The following is a 14,670-nucleotide window of genomic DNA, read 5'->3' as shown; positions in this document are numbered from 1 at the left end:
TCGCAGGCGTCGGGCGGGTTGGCGTGAGCGTAACCCGCCGTTCAAGTCTCATTGCAGGGCGGCGGATCCGGCAAAGGCATATTTCGATGGCGCGGGAGTTCGCCCGGCCCGGCGCTCGCGTGCACGTCTCTCCAATTCGTCTAGGTCTCCGACCAGCTGTAGCCCGACCTTGGCTCGCGAATCCTGCTGGTGAGGCGCACGCCGGCGATGGGGATGCCCTTGCCGGTCAAGTTCTTGCCGGCCAAGTCCTTGTCCGCCAAGTCCTTGTCCGCCAAGTCTGGCTCTGTTTTCAAAGATGATCTCTCCCAGCACACCTCCCGCCACCAACGTTACGGCGATGAGCGAAGCCAGGCTCTCGACGCCACGAAACCAGATGATGCCGCACACAGCCTCAAGCAAAAGGCCTGCGAGGAGCACATATCCGGCCACGCGCGCGCGACGCAGATTATGGTCATGGTCCCTGCCGCACTCTCCACCGAAATGGTCGTCGGCATGTGCTGTCATCGCCATTGATCATTCCCCTGTTTGCGGCCCAGCGGGCCTATCCGTCCCTTCCCTGGTCGCAAATCTACACTTGGCTGGCAGGGGTCCACCGTGACGGACGTCACACGGGCGCCTGCCCGGCCTGGAATTGAGCTGCGGGGGAGCAGTGATCGTCGCCGGTTGGCGACGGTCATGGCCGTGCGACGGCCTCCATGACTTCCTTCGGGCGCCGCTTGATCGCCAGCAGATAGGCGGCCGCAGGAGCATCCGGCATGCGCCGGCCCTGCTCCCAGTTCCTCAGCGTCGGAAGTGGAATACGATAAGCCGCCGCGAAGTGATCCTGCGACATCCGCAACGCAAGCCGTATCGCCTTCACGTCCGGCAACTCGACCTTGGACACACGCAGCCCGCGCACTTTCTTGCCTGCAGCATGCTTTGCCGCCTGCTGCATACTCTCGATCAGTTCCTTGCCAAACTTGGTCATCTTTGTTGTTCCATCTTGCGCGATCGCTCAGCCTTTCAGGATCGCAGCTAGCTTTCGAATGGCCTTCTTCTCTTCAGCTGTCAGGTTCTCCTGACGCGCCTTGGCGTAGACCATCAGCAAATAGAGCGGGCGGTCGCTTCTGTAGTAAAAGTAGATCACCCGCGCGCCACCACGCTTGCCACTTCCGGGGCGCGTCCATCGGATCTTCCGCACACCGCCGGTCTCGGGGATCAAATCCCCTCCTTCGGGATTCCGCGCGATGAAATCAATGAAAGCCTCCCGCTCGGCGTCATCCCAAACATCCAGGGACTGACGGCTGAACAGAGGCGTCTCCGCCACGGTGATGAATCGTCGAGCCACTTCGGCTATATACGCCATTGGCGTACATAGTTCCAGAGCCTAGACCCGTTGGACCCAGCCCTACTCCGCCGCCGCTTCCCGCACATACCTCGCCGTCGGCGTCCGCATCGTCACCAGCTCTTCGGCCGCGGTCGGGTGCAGCGCGATGGTGGCGTCGAAGTCGGCCTTGGTCGCCTTCATCTTCACGGCGATCGCGACCGCCTGCGTGATCTCGGCGGCGGCGTCGCCGACGATGTGGCAGCCGAGCACGCGGTCGGTTGAGCCGTCGACGACGAGTTTCATCAGCACGCGGGTGTCGCGGCCGGACATGGTCGCCTTGATCGGGCGGAAGTCGGTCTTGTAGATATCGACGTGGCTCACTTGCGCGCGCGCTTCCGCTTCCGTCAGGCCGACCGTGCCGACCTCGGGCTGCGAGAACACCGCGGTCGGGATCGTCGCGTGATCGACCTGGACGGGGCGCTTGCCGAACACCGTGTCGGCGAAGGCGTGGCCCTCGCGGATCGCGACCGGCGTCAGATTGTGGCGATGGGTGACGTCGCCGATCGCGTAGATGTTGTCGACGGAGCTCTTCGACCAGGCGTCGACCTGGATGCCGCCGTTCTTCGGGTTGATCGCAACGCCGGCCTTCTCGAGCCCGAGATTGGCAACCGCGGGATGGCGACCGATCGCGAACATCACCTGGTCGGAGGCAATGCTCGATCCGTTCGAGAGATGCGTGGTGTAATCCTTGCCGTGCCTGGTCACCTCAGTGACGGTGCAGCCGGTCAGGATGGTGATGCCGCGCTTCTCCATCTCGGTGCGGACATGCTTGCGCACGTCCTCGTCGAAGCCGCGCAGGATGTTGTCGCCGCGGTAGATCACGGTCACGTCGGAGCCGTAGCCGGCGAAGATGCCGGCGAATTCCAGCGCGATGTAGCCGCCGCCCTGGATCACGATCCGCTTCGGCAGCTCGGTCAAATGAAACGCCTCGTTGGAGGAGATCACGTGCTCGATGCCCGGGATCTCCTTGCCGTGGTTCGGCGCGCCACCGGTCGCGATCAGGATATACCTTGCGCTCACCGTCTCGCCGGTGCCGAGGCGCACGGTGTGCGCATCCTCCAGCACCGCGCGGGTCTTCACCACCTTTGCGCCGGACTTTTCGACGTTGGTGGTGTAGGCCGCCTCAAGGCGGGCGATCTCCTTGTCCTTGTTGGCGATCAGGGTCGGCCAGTCGAAAGAGGCCGGCGGAATGGTCCAGCCAAAACCCTTGGCGTCCTCGATCTCGTCCTTCATGTGCGAGCCGATGACGAACAGCTTTTTCGGCACGCAGCCGCGGATCACGCAGGTGCCGCCCATGCGGTATTCTTCGGCGAGCATCACCCTGGCGCCATGGTTGGCGGCGATGCGGCCGGCGCGCACGCCGCCCGATCCACCACCGATGACGAAGAGATCGACGTCGAATTCAGCCATGGTAGCCCTTCTTTCTTTTCCCTCTCCCTGCCTTGTCAGAGAAGGTTGGGATGAGGGGCCATCTCCGCGAATTGAACTCTGCGGAGAGTCCCCCTCACCCGAAATTCGCTGCGCGAATTTCGACCTCTCCCCGCAGGCGGGGAGAGGTGACAAGCGGAATCAAATGTCCTTGCCGCGCTTCTTCATCTCGACCTTGAACTGTCCGGCCACGGTCTCACCGAACTGCGCGGCCCAGGTCTGCAGGAAGCCGAGCGAGGCGGTGATCGCCTTGGGCTCGGAGGTCAGAAGCTTCTGGCCGAGCGGCGACTTGTAGAAGGTCACGAGGTCCTTCAGTTCCTGCTCGGTAAACTGGCCGGCGTAGACCTTCGCCATGCCTTCGCTGATCTCGCTCTCCCGGCCGGCGTTGTTCTTGGCGATGATGACCGCAACCTCGTTGAGATCCTTCTGGTAGTTCAAATACTGCTGCAGCAGCCCGGTCTTGGTCTTCTCGATGATTCCAGGAACGGCGCCGGCATACATCGCGGCGGTGTTCTTCATCTTCAGAATCTCCGTGGCCGCCGCAATCGCTGCCGGAGACGAAGACGTCGGGGCTGCCGCCACCGGCTCCTGCTTCTGCTGCGCCATCGCAGGCGCTGCCGCCATGGCGAGCCCGACCGCCAGACCCGCGGCCGACACGATCTTCGAAAAACCGTTCATTCCAACTCTCCTCGCTTGCGGCGTCACCGCTTTTCAACAACCCGAATTCCCTGCCCGCCGGCCAGAACGGCGCGGCTGCCAAGCCCGATGAAGAGGCCGTGCTCGACCACGCCGGGGATCGGGTTCAGCAATCCCGCCAGGCGCGGCGCATCATTGATACGACCGAGATGGGCATCGACGATCCAGTGGCCGCCATCGGTGACGAAAACGTGACCGTCCTTGCCCTTCCGGACGACCATCTGCCCGGAGGCCCCGACCGCGGCGAAGGCCCGGGCCATCGCAGCCTGGGTCGCCGCGAGCCCGAACGGGATCACCTCGACCGGCAGCGGAAAGCGGCCGAGCGTCTCGACCCATTTGCTGTCGTCGGCGATCACGATCATGCGATCACTGGCGGCCGCGACGATCTTCTCGCGCAGCAGCGCGCCGCCGCCCCCCTTGATCAGATTGAGGTCGGGATCGATCTCGTCGGCGCCGTCGACGGTGAGGTCGAGATGGTCGATCTCCTCCAGCGTGGTCAGCGGCACGCCGCAGCGGATCGCATCCGCGCGCGTGGCTTCCGACGTCGGCACGCCCACGACCTTCAAGCCGGCCGCGACCTTCTCGCCGAGCAGCTCGACGAAATGCTTGGCGGTCGAGCCGGTGCCGAGGCCGAGCTTCATGCCATCACGCACTTCCTCCAGCGCGCGGGCCGCCGCCTGCCGTTTCAAAGCGTCCATGTCCACGTGTCGCCCAAGCCTCCGCCTTGCGCCCATCCGGGCGCGATCGGCCGGTCCGGCGGGCGCATATCTAGCGTCGTTTTGTCTGTGGGAACAGCGCTATCAGGGGCTGTCCAGGATCAATATCGAGGCCGCTTTTCGCAGCAGTCCGACCTTGGTCGGTGGGTGGGAACACGGACGAGACGCGATCTTCGCTTGCATCAGGGTGCCGCGCCCGATAGCTGGAGACCATGGCCTCCTCCGCTCCCCCCCGCATCGTCGTATTCGATCTCGATGGCACGCTGGTCGACACCGCGCCGGACCTGATCGCCGCCCTGAACTACGTGCTCGATCGCGAAGGCCTGCGGCCGGTTCCGTTGGCCGCCGCACGCAACATGATCGGCGCCGGCGCACGCAAGCTGCTCGAGCGCGGGCTTGAAGTCGAAGGGCGTTCGGTCACCGTCAGCGAACTCGACCATTTGACCAAGGACTTCGTCGATTATTACGCCGAGCACATCGCCGACGGCTCGCGGCCGTTCGAGGGGCTGGAGGCCGCGCTCGACGAGATGGAAGCACTCGGCCACCGCTTTGCGGTGTGCACCAACAAGCTGGAATGGCTGTCGAAGCTGCTGCTCGACCGCCTCGACCTCACCCCGCGCTTTGCCGCGATCTGCGGTGCCGACACCTTCGGGGTGGCGAAACCCGACCCGGCCTTCCTGCGCGAGACGGTGGCGCGGGCCGGCGGCCGACTGACTGACGCCATCATGGTCGGCGATGCCGGCACCGACGTCGGCGTGGCCCGGCGGGCCCAGGTCCCCGTGGTCGGCGTCGACTTCGGCTACACCGACGTTCCCATGGTGGAACTCAAGCCGGACCGGCTGATCAGCCATTTCCGCGATCTGCCGGGGGCGGTGGCGAGCCTCACCAAAGACTGAGGTCATGAACCCAAGCAGCTGATATTGCTTGGAAATGTCCATGAACCGACTGTTGCCGTTAACCATTTCCTAACGATGAGGCCCCCGGCGGTTGCGCCTTTGGTCGCACCCTCCTATGGTCCCCGCGGGGATTGCGGCAGCTTGCCGCAGTGAGTGTGGATCATGCGTATCATCGCGATTGCCGTCGCCGGGCTCAGTCTGGCGGGTTGTTCCTCAATGTCCTGGGACTCGCTCAAACCTGCGCCGCAGCCGGTGCAGGTTCAGCTGGAATCGGTGCCGCCGGGCGCCGACGCCGTCACCTCGCTCGGGCCGGGCTGCAAGACGCCCTGCTCGGTCTCGGTGCCCGCGCCCGATGCCGGCTTCTCCGTCACCTTCAACATGCCGAAGATGCTGCCGGTGACCGTGCCCGTCGCCGTGACCCGCAACCCCGGCGACTTCACGACGCCGGCCTCGGTCGCGATCGATCCGAATCCGGTGTTCGCGGAACTGAAACCCGCCGGCCCGCCGCCGAAGGCGGCACGCAAGCCGATGCGGCCGAAAAAGAAGAAGCCGAAGGCCGCCGCTGCGCCCGCGGCCGATCCCAATGCCGCGCCCCCGCCCGCCGCGGCCCCGCCGCCTCCGGCAGCGCCTCGCCAATGAGATTGCACTGCACAAGAGCCCGGCTGTTCGCCGGGCTTTTCGTTGTCGTACTTTGATCGCGCACAATGCCTCTCGCCTATCGTGCGATAGGGCTTTGGCATGTTGCGGATCATCCTTATGCGACGCATTGAGACTGCGTGCCAACATGCCTAGATTATGCTAGCGGGAACGTTCTCCCGCGATCGCGGCGCCGCCGAGCGTGAAGAGTGCAAGGCCTGAGGGTGAATGAGCGGATCGACGCAAGCGCTTCCTGACCAATTGTTCCGTCCGATGACCGACCCGTTCGGGCGGACGATCCGCTATCTGCGCGTCTCGGTCACCGACCGCTGCGACCTGCGCTGCTTCTACTGCATGTCCGAGGACATGACCTTCCTGCCCAAGGCCGATCTGTTGACGCTCGAAGAGCTCGACCGCCTCTGCTCGGCCTTCGTCGCCAAGGGCGTGCGCAAGATCCGCCTCACCGGCGGCGAGCCGCTGGTCCGCCGCAATGTGATGAGCCTGGTGCGCTCGTTGTCGCGGCATCTCAAGAGCGGCGCGCTCGATGAGTTGACGCTGACCACCAACGGCTCGCAGCTCGCGCGCTTCGCGAACGAGCTCGCCGACTGCGGCGTGCGCCGCGTCAACGTCTCGCTCGATACGCTGGACGCCGCAAAATTCCGTGCCATCACCCGCTGGGGCGACATCGACAAGGTTCTATCAGGCATCGAGGCCGCGCGTGCGGCCGGCCTTGCGGTGAAGATCAACGCGGTGGCGCTGAAGAACCTGAACGAGGAGGAAATCCCCTCGCTGATGGAATGGGCGCATGGCAAGGGCATGGGCCTGACCTTGATCGAGGTGATGCCGATGGGCGACATCGGCGAAGGCCGTATCGATCAGTATGTGCCGCTGTCATTGCTCCGCGCGCGGCTGGAGCAGCACTACACGCTGACGGACCTGCCCGACGACACCGGCGGCCCGGCGCGCTACGTCCGCATCAGCGAGACCGGCGGCAAGCTCGGCTTCATCACGCCGATGACGCATAATTTCTGCGAGTCCTGCAACCGCGTGCGCATCACCTGCACCGGCACGCTGCACACCTGCCTCGGCCACGAGGATGCCTCCGACCTGCGCAAACCCTTGCGCGCCTCCGCCGACAACGACCTGCTTGCGGCAGCGATCGATCGCGCCATCGGGCTGAAGCCCAAGGGCCACGATTTCATCATCGACCGCCGCCACAACCGCCCGAGCGTCAGCCGCCATATGAGCGTGACGGGGGGGTAATTGGGTTATCGCCGGACTGCCGCTGCATCTGCGCCGGGCCATTGTCAAATCCGATCAGCCGAAATCGGTCTTTTCTAGTTTGATTTTGGGAGCGGCACATGAAGGATAACAACGACCACAATCCCCTCATGTATCCACGAGACATGGAAATCGTTGGGCGCGTCGTTCTCACCGTTGTCGGAACGATTGTCGGAACGCTGGCGCTACTCTTTCAGATTTGGATGCTCGTGCCGCCGCCACACCCCTGAAACTCAACGGTCCAAATTACAAGTTCGAGTTTGCGGGGGCCAGGCTTGGGTCCGGGCTTCCGGTTCAAACCGTCCGGCCCATCGGCGTTCCAGGCTTTGATCCAGTCATGAAGAATCTTGCGGGAGATTCCAAGCTCGCGGGCTACAGGGAGGACGCCTTCGCCCCGCTCCACCCGCTTGATCGCCTTCAATTTGTAAGCCGTCGGAAACTGACGCTTCTTTGCTCGTCTTGCCACAGGTCATCCTCGGAATGCCTGTCACTGTAATTATCGTGTCTCACTTGAGGGGTGCAGTCCAGCACTGTCACCGTAATCCTAGCGCCGTAGCGGATATCTGCGATGCAGAACAACTCCAAGCTAGAATATGCGCAGATGAAAGGTTTTCTTTCATTTTATGCTGAGCGATATCTCAAAGCTGAGGGACTGCCGGCGGACAAGCTGCCGATAGCGCGCCTTGAAGCTCTGGAGAAAAAGAGCATGACGGCAGCCTTGAACGGACTCCGCCAAGCTATCAACGACTGTGTGGAAATGTCGTTACATTTCAACCATGAGGACGTCGTGAAACTAGACGCCCAGCTTCGAAGTCGCGGCATTATCACGCTCTCCGAACTGAGGCGAAGATATTCGAAGAGCTACGCAAAGATCAAAAAGCGAGGCCACATAAAAACCGAAACAGAATATTATCTCGTCCGCAATGTGTTGCACGATCCGACCGAGAAGCTTCCAGAAGAGCGAAAGTTTTTGGAAGAGTTGATTTATGCCTATGAAGCCGCTTAGCACTAGCTAGGCTTATGTTGCGCCGTTCTTTCGTGCTGCCGAATTACGGTTACACTTATTGGCCAGGTACGGGGTGCTTGCCCGCTCATTCTACCGCCAGAGCCACGTCGCATGTTGCCCCTACCACGTGATGGCGCTCGCACAGTCCTCGCTGCGATATTCGATCACTGATTTGCCCGACGGCGCAAGTCCCTCGCCGCAAAATATTTCGCCTTCCACGAACTAAATTTCGTCTTGTCAGAATGACAAACCAGTGCTATATATCCCCCGTCTCACCCGACACGAGGGGCGCTCGCGAACGCCACGAACGTGGGTGGAGATGCGGTGGCCGCCGAGTGTGCGATTGACGTTGCGCGCATGAGGCGGACGGCGAAGTCGTGTGGGCCTGCCGCCCCGATGCTGGTGGCAAGTCTGCGAAAGGTCCAAAGCCGATCGTGGATGATGGTGACACAAAAGCAGAGTCTCACCAGGGCGAGCACGTATAAGCCGTAAGACCATCGCGCGGGGAAGGCCGGGATGTCTCAGCCGAACCTGTATGCTCGCGTGCGCACTTTTTTGTGCACATTGCACGTGAGACCGCGGGGGCGGCGTGCTCCCGGTCTTCCCTGCGCCCTCGCTACCAAGAGGGGGCGAAACGAAACGCAAAGCTCGGGCAAATCGTGCCGCGAGAACGAGACCTCATGCATGAACGCCACTGCGAAACACCGGACGCCCTAAGCACGAATCGGCCAGCGGGCGAGCCGATGCAGATCGTCCTGTGGCGATATCCCGGCGGGGAACGCGCCTTAGGCCCTGCCCCCTCCAGCCGGACCGGTTCTCCCTCCCCCAAAAGTATACCGCCATCGACTTCACCAAACCGGGACAACCCTTTGTGGCCGCGTCAATTTGCCCATTTTCCGATTGACGGCGCGTTGAGGCGCTGAAATGGTGCCCACGGCTTTCAGCCAGCCGGCCGAACAGGCCGCTGCGTCCGGGACAGGCGCAGCCAAGACGGCGGAAGCGGATTTCGAGGGGGAGGACGACCGTTGCAATCGCTCCCGGAAGTGAGCCGTGCCCGCGCGCGTTGTCGCGTGACGGGGCTGTGATGCTCGTCAACATATCAGGCACGCGCTGGGCGTGGCCGTGGAGACCGTGATGCGTCCATTGCTGGCTCTGAGTACGGCCATCGACCAACTCAACGAGAAGATCGGCTACGTCTGCAACCTGCTCGTGCTGCTGGCCTGCCTGGTCAGCGCCGCCAACGCGATGATCCGCTACGCGTTCAGCTACTCCTCCAACGGCTGGCTCGAGCTGCAGTGGTACATGTTCGCCTTGCTGGTGATGTTCGGCGCCTCCTACACCTTCAAGCGCAACGAGCACGTCCGGGTCGAGATCTTCTATCTGATGATCTCCGAGCGCGCCCAGCTCTGGCTCGACATGCTCGGCACGCTGATCTTCCTGATCCCGGCCTGCCTGCTGCTCGCCTATCTGTCCTGGCCGTTCTTCTACCAGGCCTATGAGGTCGGCGAGATCTCCTCCAACGCCGGCGGCCTGGTGCGCTGGCCGATCAAGTTCGTCATCCCGTCCGGCTTCGTGATGCTGGCCTTGCAAGGCGTCTCCGAGGTGATCAAGCGCGCCGCCGCGCTGCAGGGCTATGTAACGATCGACGCGAAGTACGAGAGGCCGACGCAATGATTACGCTGGAGATGATGCCGCCGTTGATGTTCGGCGGCCTGGTCCTGGCCATGCTGATCGGCTACCCGGTGGCGTTCACGCTCGCCGCGGTCGGCCTGTCGTTCGGCTTCCTGTCGATCTATCTCGGCTTCTTCGACCTCAACTTCCTGCAGGCGATCCCGGGCCGCGTGTTCGGCAGCGTGCTCTCCAACGAGCTGCTGCTCGCGATCCCCTTCTTCACCTTCATGGGCGCGATATTGGAGAGATGCGGGCTCGCCGAGGACATGCTGGACTCGATGGGCCAGCTGTTCGGCCCTATCAGAGGCGGCCTCGGCTACTCCGTCATCATCGTCGGCTTCATCCTCGGTGCCATCACCGGCACGGTGGCGGCGCAGGTGATCGCGATGGCGCTGATCTCGATGCCGGTGATGATCCGCTACGGCTACAACATGCGCTACATCACCGGCGTGCTGGCGGCCTCGGGCACCATCACGCAGCTGGTGCCGCCGTCGCTGGTCCTGATCGTGCTCGCCGACCAGCTCGGCAAGTCGGTCGGCGACATGTATCTCGGCGCCTGGGGCCCCTCGGTGTTCCAGATCATGCTGTTCGCCGGCTACACCTTCCTGCTCGGCCTGATCAAGCCGGACCACGTGCCGCCGGTGCCCAAGGAGGCGCGCACCCTGACCGGCTGGCCGCTGTGGAAGAAGTGCCTGATGGGCATCATCCCCTCCGCGGTGCTGATCTTCGTCGTGCTCGGCACCATGATGATGGGCCTTGCGACCCCGACCGAAGCCGGCGCCATGGGCGCGGTCGGCGCCATCGTGCTCGCCGCCCTGCATCACAAGGATTTCAGCTCGACCGGCCACAAGATCATGATCGCCGGCGTGATCGCGGCCGGCATCGGCACCATCGTCGCCATCCTCTACAGCGAGAACCTGGTCTTCAAGCTCGCCTTTGCCGTGACCTATCTGGCGGTGGTCTGGGTGTGTCTCGAGGCGGTGCGGATTCCCGAGCTGCGCGACCTGATCAAGCAGGGCTACGAGTCCACCATGCGCCTCACCTGCATGGTCACCTTCATCCTGATCGGCTCGACCTGCTTCTCGGTGGTGTTCCTCGGCGTCTCCGGCGGCGTCTGGCTCGAGCATCTCTTGACCTCGCTGCCCGGCGGCGTCTGGGGCTTCCTGATCTTCATCAACCTCTTCATCTTCTTCCTGGCGTTCTTCCTCGACTTCTTCGAGATCGCCTTCATCATCCTGCCGATGATCGCGCCGATCGCGCAGAAGATCCTGACGCCGGTGGTCGGCGCGGACGCCGCGCTGATCTGGTTCGGCGTGATGCTCTGCGTCAACATGCAGACCTCGTTCCTGCATCCGCCGTTCGGATTTGCGCTGTTCTACCTGCGCGGCGTGGCGCCGAAGGAAGTGAAGAGCTCCGACATCTATTGGGGCGCGATGCCGTGGATCGGCCTGCAGGCGATCATGGTGGCGCTGGTGATCGCCTTCCCGGTCGTCGTCACCGGCCTGCTCGACAAGCCGGTCGACGTCGACCTCAATAAGGTCAAGATCGAGGTGCCGCAGATCGAGCTGCCGCCGCTCGATTTCGGCCAGCCGAAGCAATAGCGCGGCCGCATCTCGGAAAGGAAAAACCCCGGGCATGCGCTCCGGGGTTTTTGCTTGCGCTTACGCCTCCGACAACAACATCCGCACCATCGGATGCCCGCGATCGGCAAGACCGTCGATGACGTCGAAATGGTGCTTGCCCGGCTCTTCGATGGCGCAGGTGCGCGCGCCGAGTCCGGTCCAGATGTTGGCCAGCAGCGCATTCTGGCGGATGAACTCCGGACGCTCGGCGCCGCCGACCCAGCAGGTGACGCGCGCCCCGGGCAGAGGCTGCAGCAAGGCCGGACTCTCCGCCCACGCTTCCGCCTCGTCGATCCTGAGATCGGCGTTCATCGCGGTGTTCATCAACGGCCGCAGGTCGTGCAGGCCGGAGATCGACACCGTGTGGCGGATGCGTGCGCACACCTCGGCCGGCAGCGGCGACGTCGCCGAGATCATCCGCGTCACCAGGTGGCCGCCGGCCGAGTGGCCCGTGAGACACATCGGCCCCTGCACCATCGCGGCGGCTTGCGCGATCGCGGCGCCGACCTCGCGCGTGATGTCGGCAATGCGCGCCGCCGGACACAACGTGTAGGACGGCATCGCCACCGCGTACCCGCTGTCGACGGACCCGCGCGCGAGATTCGACCAAAAACTCTTGTCGAGCGCCTTCCAGAAGCCGCCATGCACGAACACGACGAGGCCTCTGGGCGTCCCCTCGGGGCGGAACAGGTCGAACCGGTTCCGCGCCTTGTCGCCATAGCCGATATCGAGCGTGGCGCGACCGCTGCCCACGAGTTCATCACGATAGGCCTGCGCTGGCTGCACCCACGCCGCCGGCCAGCGCTCGCCGCCGGGGATGTTGGGGCCGTTGGCGTAGGCGTCATTCCAGTCGGAAATCTGATGAAAGATCATGGGCCGGTATCCTGAATGGTCAGCCGCGACCAGGTCGATGGAATCTAATAGCATCGCGCCACGACGCCCAAGGAGAATCTATTTCATGCCTATAAATTTTAGGCTTGAAGTAATTTCCCGGCATGCCACTATCTGCCCCTTGCGCGTGAGGGAAACGGATGACCGATTTCAAGCGGACACAATCCCTGTTCAGCCTGCCGGCCGGCGTGATCTATCTGGACGGCAATTCGCTGGGGCCCCTGCCCGCCACCGTCACCGCGCGCGTCCAGCGCATGATGACGGAGGAATGGGGAGAGCTGCTGATCCGGGGCTGGAACAGCGCCGGCTGGATGGTGCAGCCGCGCCGGATCGGCGACCGCATCGGCCGCCTGATCGGCGCGCCCGACGGCACCGTGGTGGTCGGCGACACGCTGTCGATCAAGGTCTACCAGGCGCTCGCCTCGGCGCTCGCGCTCAATCCATCCCGCCGCGTGGTGCTGTCGGACAGCGGCAACTTCCCGTCCGATCTCTACATGGCTGAGGGCCTGCTCAAGACGCTCGACCGTGGCCATGAGCTCAAGGTCGTCGCGCCCGAAGAGGTCGAAGCAGCGATCGACGACACCATCGCCGTGACGATGCTGACCGAGGTCGATTACCGCACCGGCCGCCTCCATGACATGGCGGCGCTGACCAGGAAGGCGCACGACGCGGGCGCGCTCGCGATCTGGGATCTGGCCCATTCGGCCGGCGCGATCCCCGTCGACGTTTCCGGCGCGAAAGCGGATTTCGCGGTCGGCTGCACCTACAAATATCTCAACGCCGGCCCCGGCGCGCCGGCCTTCATCTATGTGGCGCCCAAACATGCCGAGACGGCGCGGCCGGCGCTGTCGGGCTGGATGGGACATCAGTCGCCCTTTGCGTTCGATCTCGATTACCGTCCGGGCGAAGGCATCGAGCGGATGCGGGTCGGCACGCCGCCCGTCATCGCGATGGCCGCGCTCGATGCCGCGCTCGACGTCTGGGACGGCGTCAGCATGGACGACGTGCGGAAGGCGTCGATCACGCTCGGCGATCTCTTCATCCGCGAGGTAGAGGCGCGCTGCCCTGAGTTGACGCTCGCCTCGCCGCGCGACGGCAGCCAACGCGGCAGCCAGGTGTCGTTCCGTCACGACGAGGGTTACGCGATCATGCAGGCGCTGATCGCGCGCGGCGTGATCGGCGACTTCCGAGCGCCGGATGCGCTTCGCTTCGGCTTCACGCCGCTCTATATCGGCGAGGCCGAGGTGCGAGCCGCGGTCGACGTCCTCGCTGATATCCTCGCCAACCGGCGCTGGGACACCGCGGAATATCGCAAGAGGGCCTTGGTGACATGACCAGAAAACCCTACGACCCCTCGAGTGAGGGCGCCCAGATGTCGTTTGCGGACCGCATGTCCTACAGCGACTATCTCAACCTCGAGCTCGTGCTCGGCGCCCAGAAGCAGCTCTCGGATGCGCATGACGAGCTGCTGTTCATCATCCAGCACCAGACCTCCGAGCTCTGGATGAAGCTTGCGGTTCACGAAATCCGCGCGGCGATCCGGGCGATCCGCGGCGATCAGCTCGAGTCCGCCTTCAAGATGCTGTCGCGGATGGCGCGGATCTTCGAGCAGCTCAACAATGCCTGGGATGTGCTGCGCACGATGACGCCGAGCGAATACACCAAGTTTCGCGACCGGCTCGGACAGTCCTCGGGCTTCCAGTCCTACCAGTACCGCGCGATCGAATTCCTCGCCGGCAACCGCAATCTCGCAATGCTTCGGCCGCACGATCATCGCGGCGACATCGTCGCGAAGCTGGAGGAGATCCTGGCTGCACCGAGCCTCTATGACGAAGCCATCCTGCTGCTCGGCCGCAACGGCTTCGACATCGGCGCGGACGCGCAGCGCACCGATTGGCGCACGATGCGGACCGAAAACGACAAGGTGCTGGCCGCCTGGAAGACGATCTACACGTCGCCGGAAACCCACTGGATGCTCTACGAGCTCGCGGAAAAGCTGGTCGATTTCGAGGACTATTTCCGCCGCTGGCGCTTCAACCACGTCACCACCGTCGAGCGCATCATCGGCCTGAAGCAAGGCACTGGCGGCACCTCCGGCGTGTCCTATTTGCGGAGGATGCTCGAGGTCGTGCTGTTCCCGGAGCTCTGGAAGGTGCGGACCGAGTTGTAGTCCGTCCCATCGTTCAATTGGCCGACGAGATGGGCTGACGCACGCATTGCAGCGGATGCCGATGCTGGCGTGCCAGGTCCAGGACCACCCTCACCTTCGCCTCAGCGACGTCGTGCCGATAGATGCCGCACACACCGGAGCCCTCGTGATGGATCCCAAGCATGATCCGCATGGCGGTCTCGCGATCCTTGTCGAAGACCCCTTCCAGGACATAGGCCACGAACTCCATCGGCGTGTGGTCGTCATTCAGCAGCCGAACCTCGCTCAGGAGTCCGGAGGCAAGGTCAGAGG

General features: G+C 63.7%; 17 protein-coding genes and 1 pseudogene. 9 read left to right on the top strand and 9 right to left on the bottom strand.

Going from position 1 to position 14,670, the window contains the following annotated elements:
- Positions 1 to 48: 48 nt before the first annotated feature.
- The 6 genes from JQ604_RS05515 to rpiA form a co-directional block, all read right to left on the bottom strand.
- Positions 49 to 510: a hypothetical protein gene (locus tag JQ604_RS05515; RefSeq protein ID WP_212354086.1), complete on the bottom strand. Its 462-nt coding sequence runs from the start codon at positions 508 to 510 to the stop codon at positions 49 to 51.
- 163 nt (positions 511 to 673) lie between these two features.
- Positions 674 to 967, bottom strand: coding sequence for a helix-turn-helix domain-containing protein (locus tag JQ604_RS05510; RefSeq protein ID WP_212354084.1), 294 nt, complete (start codon positions 965 to 967; stop codon positions 674 to 676).
- A 27-nt stretch (positions 968 to 994) separates the two neighbouring features.
- Positions 995 to 1,345 carry a type II toxin-antitoxin system RelE/ParE family toxin gene (locus JQ604_RS05505; RefSeq protein WP_212354082.1) on the bottom strand — a complete coding sequence of 117 codons (351 nt, stop codon included), beginning with the start codon at positions 1,343 to 1,345 and terminating at the stop codon, positions 995 to 997.
- A 42-nt stretch (positions 1,346 to 1,387) separates the two neighbouring features.
- On the bottom strand, positions 1,388 to 2,776 hold the full coding sequence (gene gor / locus JQ604_RS05500; RefSeq protein ID WP_212354080.1) for a glutathione-disulfide reductase: 1,389 nt from the start codon (positions 2,774 to 2,776) through the stop codon (positions 1,388 to 1,390).
- A gap of 159 nt (positions 2,777 to 2,935) precedes the next feature.
- Complete coding sequence (locus tag JQ604_RS05495; RefSeq protein WP_212354078.1) at positions 2,936 to 3,472, bottom strand: DUF2059 domain-containing protein; 537 nt, start codon at positions 3,470 to 3,472, stop codon at positions 2,936 to 2,938.
- A 23-nt stretch (positions 3,473 to 3,495) separates the two neighbouring features.
- Positions 3,496 to 4,194 (bottom strand): ribose-5-phosphate isomerase RpiA, encoded by a 699-nt coding sequence (gene rpiA / locus JQ604_RS05490; protein ID WP_212354076.1) that lies wholly within the window; start codon positions 4,192 to 4,194, stop codon positions 3,496 to 3,498.
- 224 nt (positions 4,195 to 4,418) lie between these two features.
- On the opposite strand from rpiA, the gene JQ604_RS05485 reads away from it, so the two are divergent.
- From JQ604_RS05485 to JQ604_RS05470, 4 genes are all read left to right on the top strand, one after another.
- Positions 4,419 to 5,102: an HAD hydrolase-like protein gene (locus JQ604_RS05485; protein WP_212354074.1), complete on the top strand. Its 684-nt coding sequence runs from the start codon at positions 4,419 to 4,421 to the stop codon at positions 5,100 to 5,102.
- Between the two features lie 159 nt (positions 5,103 to 5,261).
- Entirely contained in the window at positions 5,262 to 5,741 is a 480-nt protein-coding gene (locus JQ604_RS05480) for a hypothetical protein (protein WP_212354651.1), read from the top strand.
- Between the two features lie 225 nt (positions 5,742 to 5,966).
- Positions 5,967 to 7,001, top strand: a complete 1,035-nt coding sequence (gene moaA / locus JQ604_RS05475; protein ID WP_212354072.1) for a GTP 3',8-cyclase MoaA — start codon at positions 5,967 to 5,969, stop codon at positions 6,999 to 7,001.
- A 98-nt stretch (positions 7,002 to 7,099) separates the two neighbouring features.
- The gene (locus tag JQ604_RS05470; protein ID WP_212354696.1) at positions 7,100 to 7,249 is read left to right on the top strand and encodes a hypothetical protein; all 150 of its coding nucleotides are present in this window, start codon (positions 7,100 to 7,102) and stop codon (positions 7,247 to 7,249) included.
- On the opposite strand, the gene JQ604_RS05465 is transcribed toward JQ604_RS05470, so the two are convergent.
- Positions 7,213 to 7,485 carry a helix-turn-helix domain-containing protein gene (locus JQ604_RS05465; RefSeq protein WP_212354071.1) on the bottom strand — a complete coding sequence of 91 codons (273 nt, stop codon included), beginning with the start codon at positions 7,483 to 7,485 and terminating at the stop codon, positions 7,213 to 7,215. The genes JQ604_RS05470 and JQ604_RS05465 overlap by 37 nt on opposite strands.
- A 102-nt stretch (positions 7,486 to 7,587) precedes the next feature.
- Here JQ604_RS05465 and JQ604_RS05460 point away from each other — a divergent pair, with 102 nt between their 5' ends.
- The 3 genes from JQ604_RS05460 to JQ604_RS05450 all read left to right on the top strand — a co-directional run bounded on the left by JQ604_RS05460 (position 7,588) and on the right by JQ604_RS05450 (position 11,297).
- Positions 7,588 to 8,025: a hypothetical protein gene (locus JQ604_RS05460; RefSeq protein WP_212354069.1), complete on the top strand. Its 438-nt coding sequence runs from the start codon at positions 7,588 to 7,590 to the stop codon at positions 8,023 to 8,025.
- A gap of 1,134 nt (positions 8,026 to 9,159) precedes the next feature.
- Positions 9,160 to 9,699, top strand: coding sequence for a TRAP transporter small permease subunit (locus tag JQ604_RS05455; protein ID WP_212354067.1), 540 nt, complete (start codon positions 9,160 to 9,162; stop codon positions 9,697 to 9,699).
- Positions 9,696 to 11,297: a TRAP transporter large permease gene (locus JQ604_RS05450; protein WP_212354064.1), complete on the top strand. Its 1,602-nt coding sequence runs from the start codon at positions 9,696 to 9,698 to the stop codon at positions 11,295 to 11,297. The genes JQ604_RS05455 and JQ604_RS05450 overlap by 4 nt, the downstream gene beginning before the upstream one ends.
- Before the next feature lie 60 nt (positions 11,298 to 11,357).
- Here the strand turns inward: JQ604_RS05450 and JQ604_RS05445 are convergent, their stop codons facing one another.
- Complete coding sequence (locus JQ604_RS05445; RefSeq protein WP_212354062.1) at positions 11,358 to 12,191, bottom strand: alpha/beta hydrolase; 834 nt, start codon at positions 12,189 to 12,191, stop codon at positions 11,358 to 11,360.
- A gap of 158 nt (positions 12,192 to 12,349) precedes the next feature.
- On the opposite strand from JQ604_RS05445, the gene kynU reads away from it, so the two are divergent.
- Positions 12,350 to 13,543 carry a kynureninase gene (gene kynU, locus JQ604_RS05440; protein ID WP_212354060.1) on the top strand — a complete coding sequence of 398 codons (1,194 nt, stop codon included), beginning with the start codon at positions 12,350 to 12,352 and terminating at the stop codon, positions 13,541 to 13,543.
- Positions 13,540 to 14,379 carry a tryptophan 2,3-dioxygenase gene (gene kynA / locus JQ604_RS05435; protein WP_212354058.1) on the top strand — a complete coding sequence of 280 codons (840 nt, stop codon included), beginning with the start codon at positions 13,540 to 13,542 and terminating at the stop codon, positions 14,377 to 14,379. Before kynU ends, kynA begins: the two co-directional genes overlap by 4 nt.
- Before the next feature lie 13 nt (positions 14,380 to 14,392).
- On the opposite strand, the pseudogene JQ604_RS41455 reads toward kynA, so the two are convergent.
- Positions 14,393 to 14,647 (bottom strand): annotated as a pseudogene (locus JQ604_RS41455) (ATP-dependent Clp protease adaptor ClpS); the annotation flags it as partial.
- Positions 14,648 to 14,670 lie beyond the last annotated feature (23 nt).

This window comes from Bradyrhizobium jicamae (assembly GCF_018130695.1).
GTDB lineage: Bacteria > Pseudomonadota > Alphaproteobacteria > Rhizobiales > Xanthobacteraceae > Bradyrhizobium > Bradyrhizobium jicamae_B.
Note: the sequence above shows the minus strand (reverse complement) of the source record. Positions and strands in the feature narration are given on the sequence as shown.

Excerpts from the sequence above, each read along its gene's own strand:
- JQ604_RS05515 (WP_212354086.1), bottom strand. The coding sequence starts at position 510 with ATGGCGATGACAGCACATGCCGACGACCATTTCGGTGGAGAGTGCGGC.
- JQ604_RS05510 (WP_212354084.1), bottom strand. The coding sequence starts at position 967 with ATGACCAAGTTTGGCAAGGAACTGATCGAGAGTATGCAGCAGGCGGCA.
- JQ604_RS05505 (WP_212354082.1), bottom strand. The coding sequence starts at position 1,345 with ATGGCGTATATAGCCGAAGTGGCTCGACGATTCATCACCGTGGCGGAG.
- gor (WP_212354080.1), bottom strand. The coding sequence starts at position 2,776 with ATGGCTGAATTCGACGTCGATCTCTTCGTCATCGGTGGTGGATCGGGC.
- JQ604_RS05495 (WP_212354078.1), bottom strand. The coding sequence starts at position 3,472 with ATGAACGGTTTTTCGAAGATCGTGTCGGCCGCGGGTCTGGCGGTCGGG.
- JQ604_RS05485 (WP_212354074.1), top strand. The coding sequence starts at position 4,419 with ATGGCCTCCTCCGCTCCCCCCCGCATCGTCGTATTCGATCTCGATGGC.
- moaA (WP_212354072.1), top strand. The coding sequence starts at position 5,967 with ATGAGCGGATCGACGCAAGCGCTTCCTGACCAATTGTTCCGTCCGATG.
- JQ604_RS05470 (WP_212354696.1), top strand. The coding sequence starts at position 7,100 with ATGAAGGATAACAACGACCACAATCCCCTCATGTATCCACGAGACATG.
- JQ604_RS05460 (WP_212354069.1), top strand. The coding sequence starts at position 7,588 with ATGCAGAACAACTCCAAGCTAGAATATGCGCAGATGAAAGGTTTTCTT.
- JQ604_RS05455 (WP_212354067.1), top strand. The coding sequence starts at position 9,160 with ATGCGTCCATTGCTGGCTCTGAGTACGGCCATCGACCAACTCAACGAG.
- JQ604_RS05450 (WP_212354064.1), top strand. The coding sequence starts at position 9,696 with ATGATTACGCTGGAGATGATGCCGCCGTTGATGTTCGGCGGCCTGGTC.
- JQ604_RS05445 (WP_212354062.1), bottom strand. The coding sequence starts at position 12,191 with ATGATCTTTCATCAGATTTCCGACTGGAATGACGCCTACGCCAACGGC.
- kynU (WP_212354060.1), top strand. The coding sequence starts at position 12,350 with ATGACCGATTTCAAGCGGACACAATCCCTGTTCAGCCTGCCGGCCGGC.
- kynA (WP_212354058.1), top strand. The coding sequence starts at position 13,540 with ATGACCAGAAAACCCTACGACCCCTCGAGTGAGGGCGCCCAGATGTCG.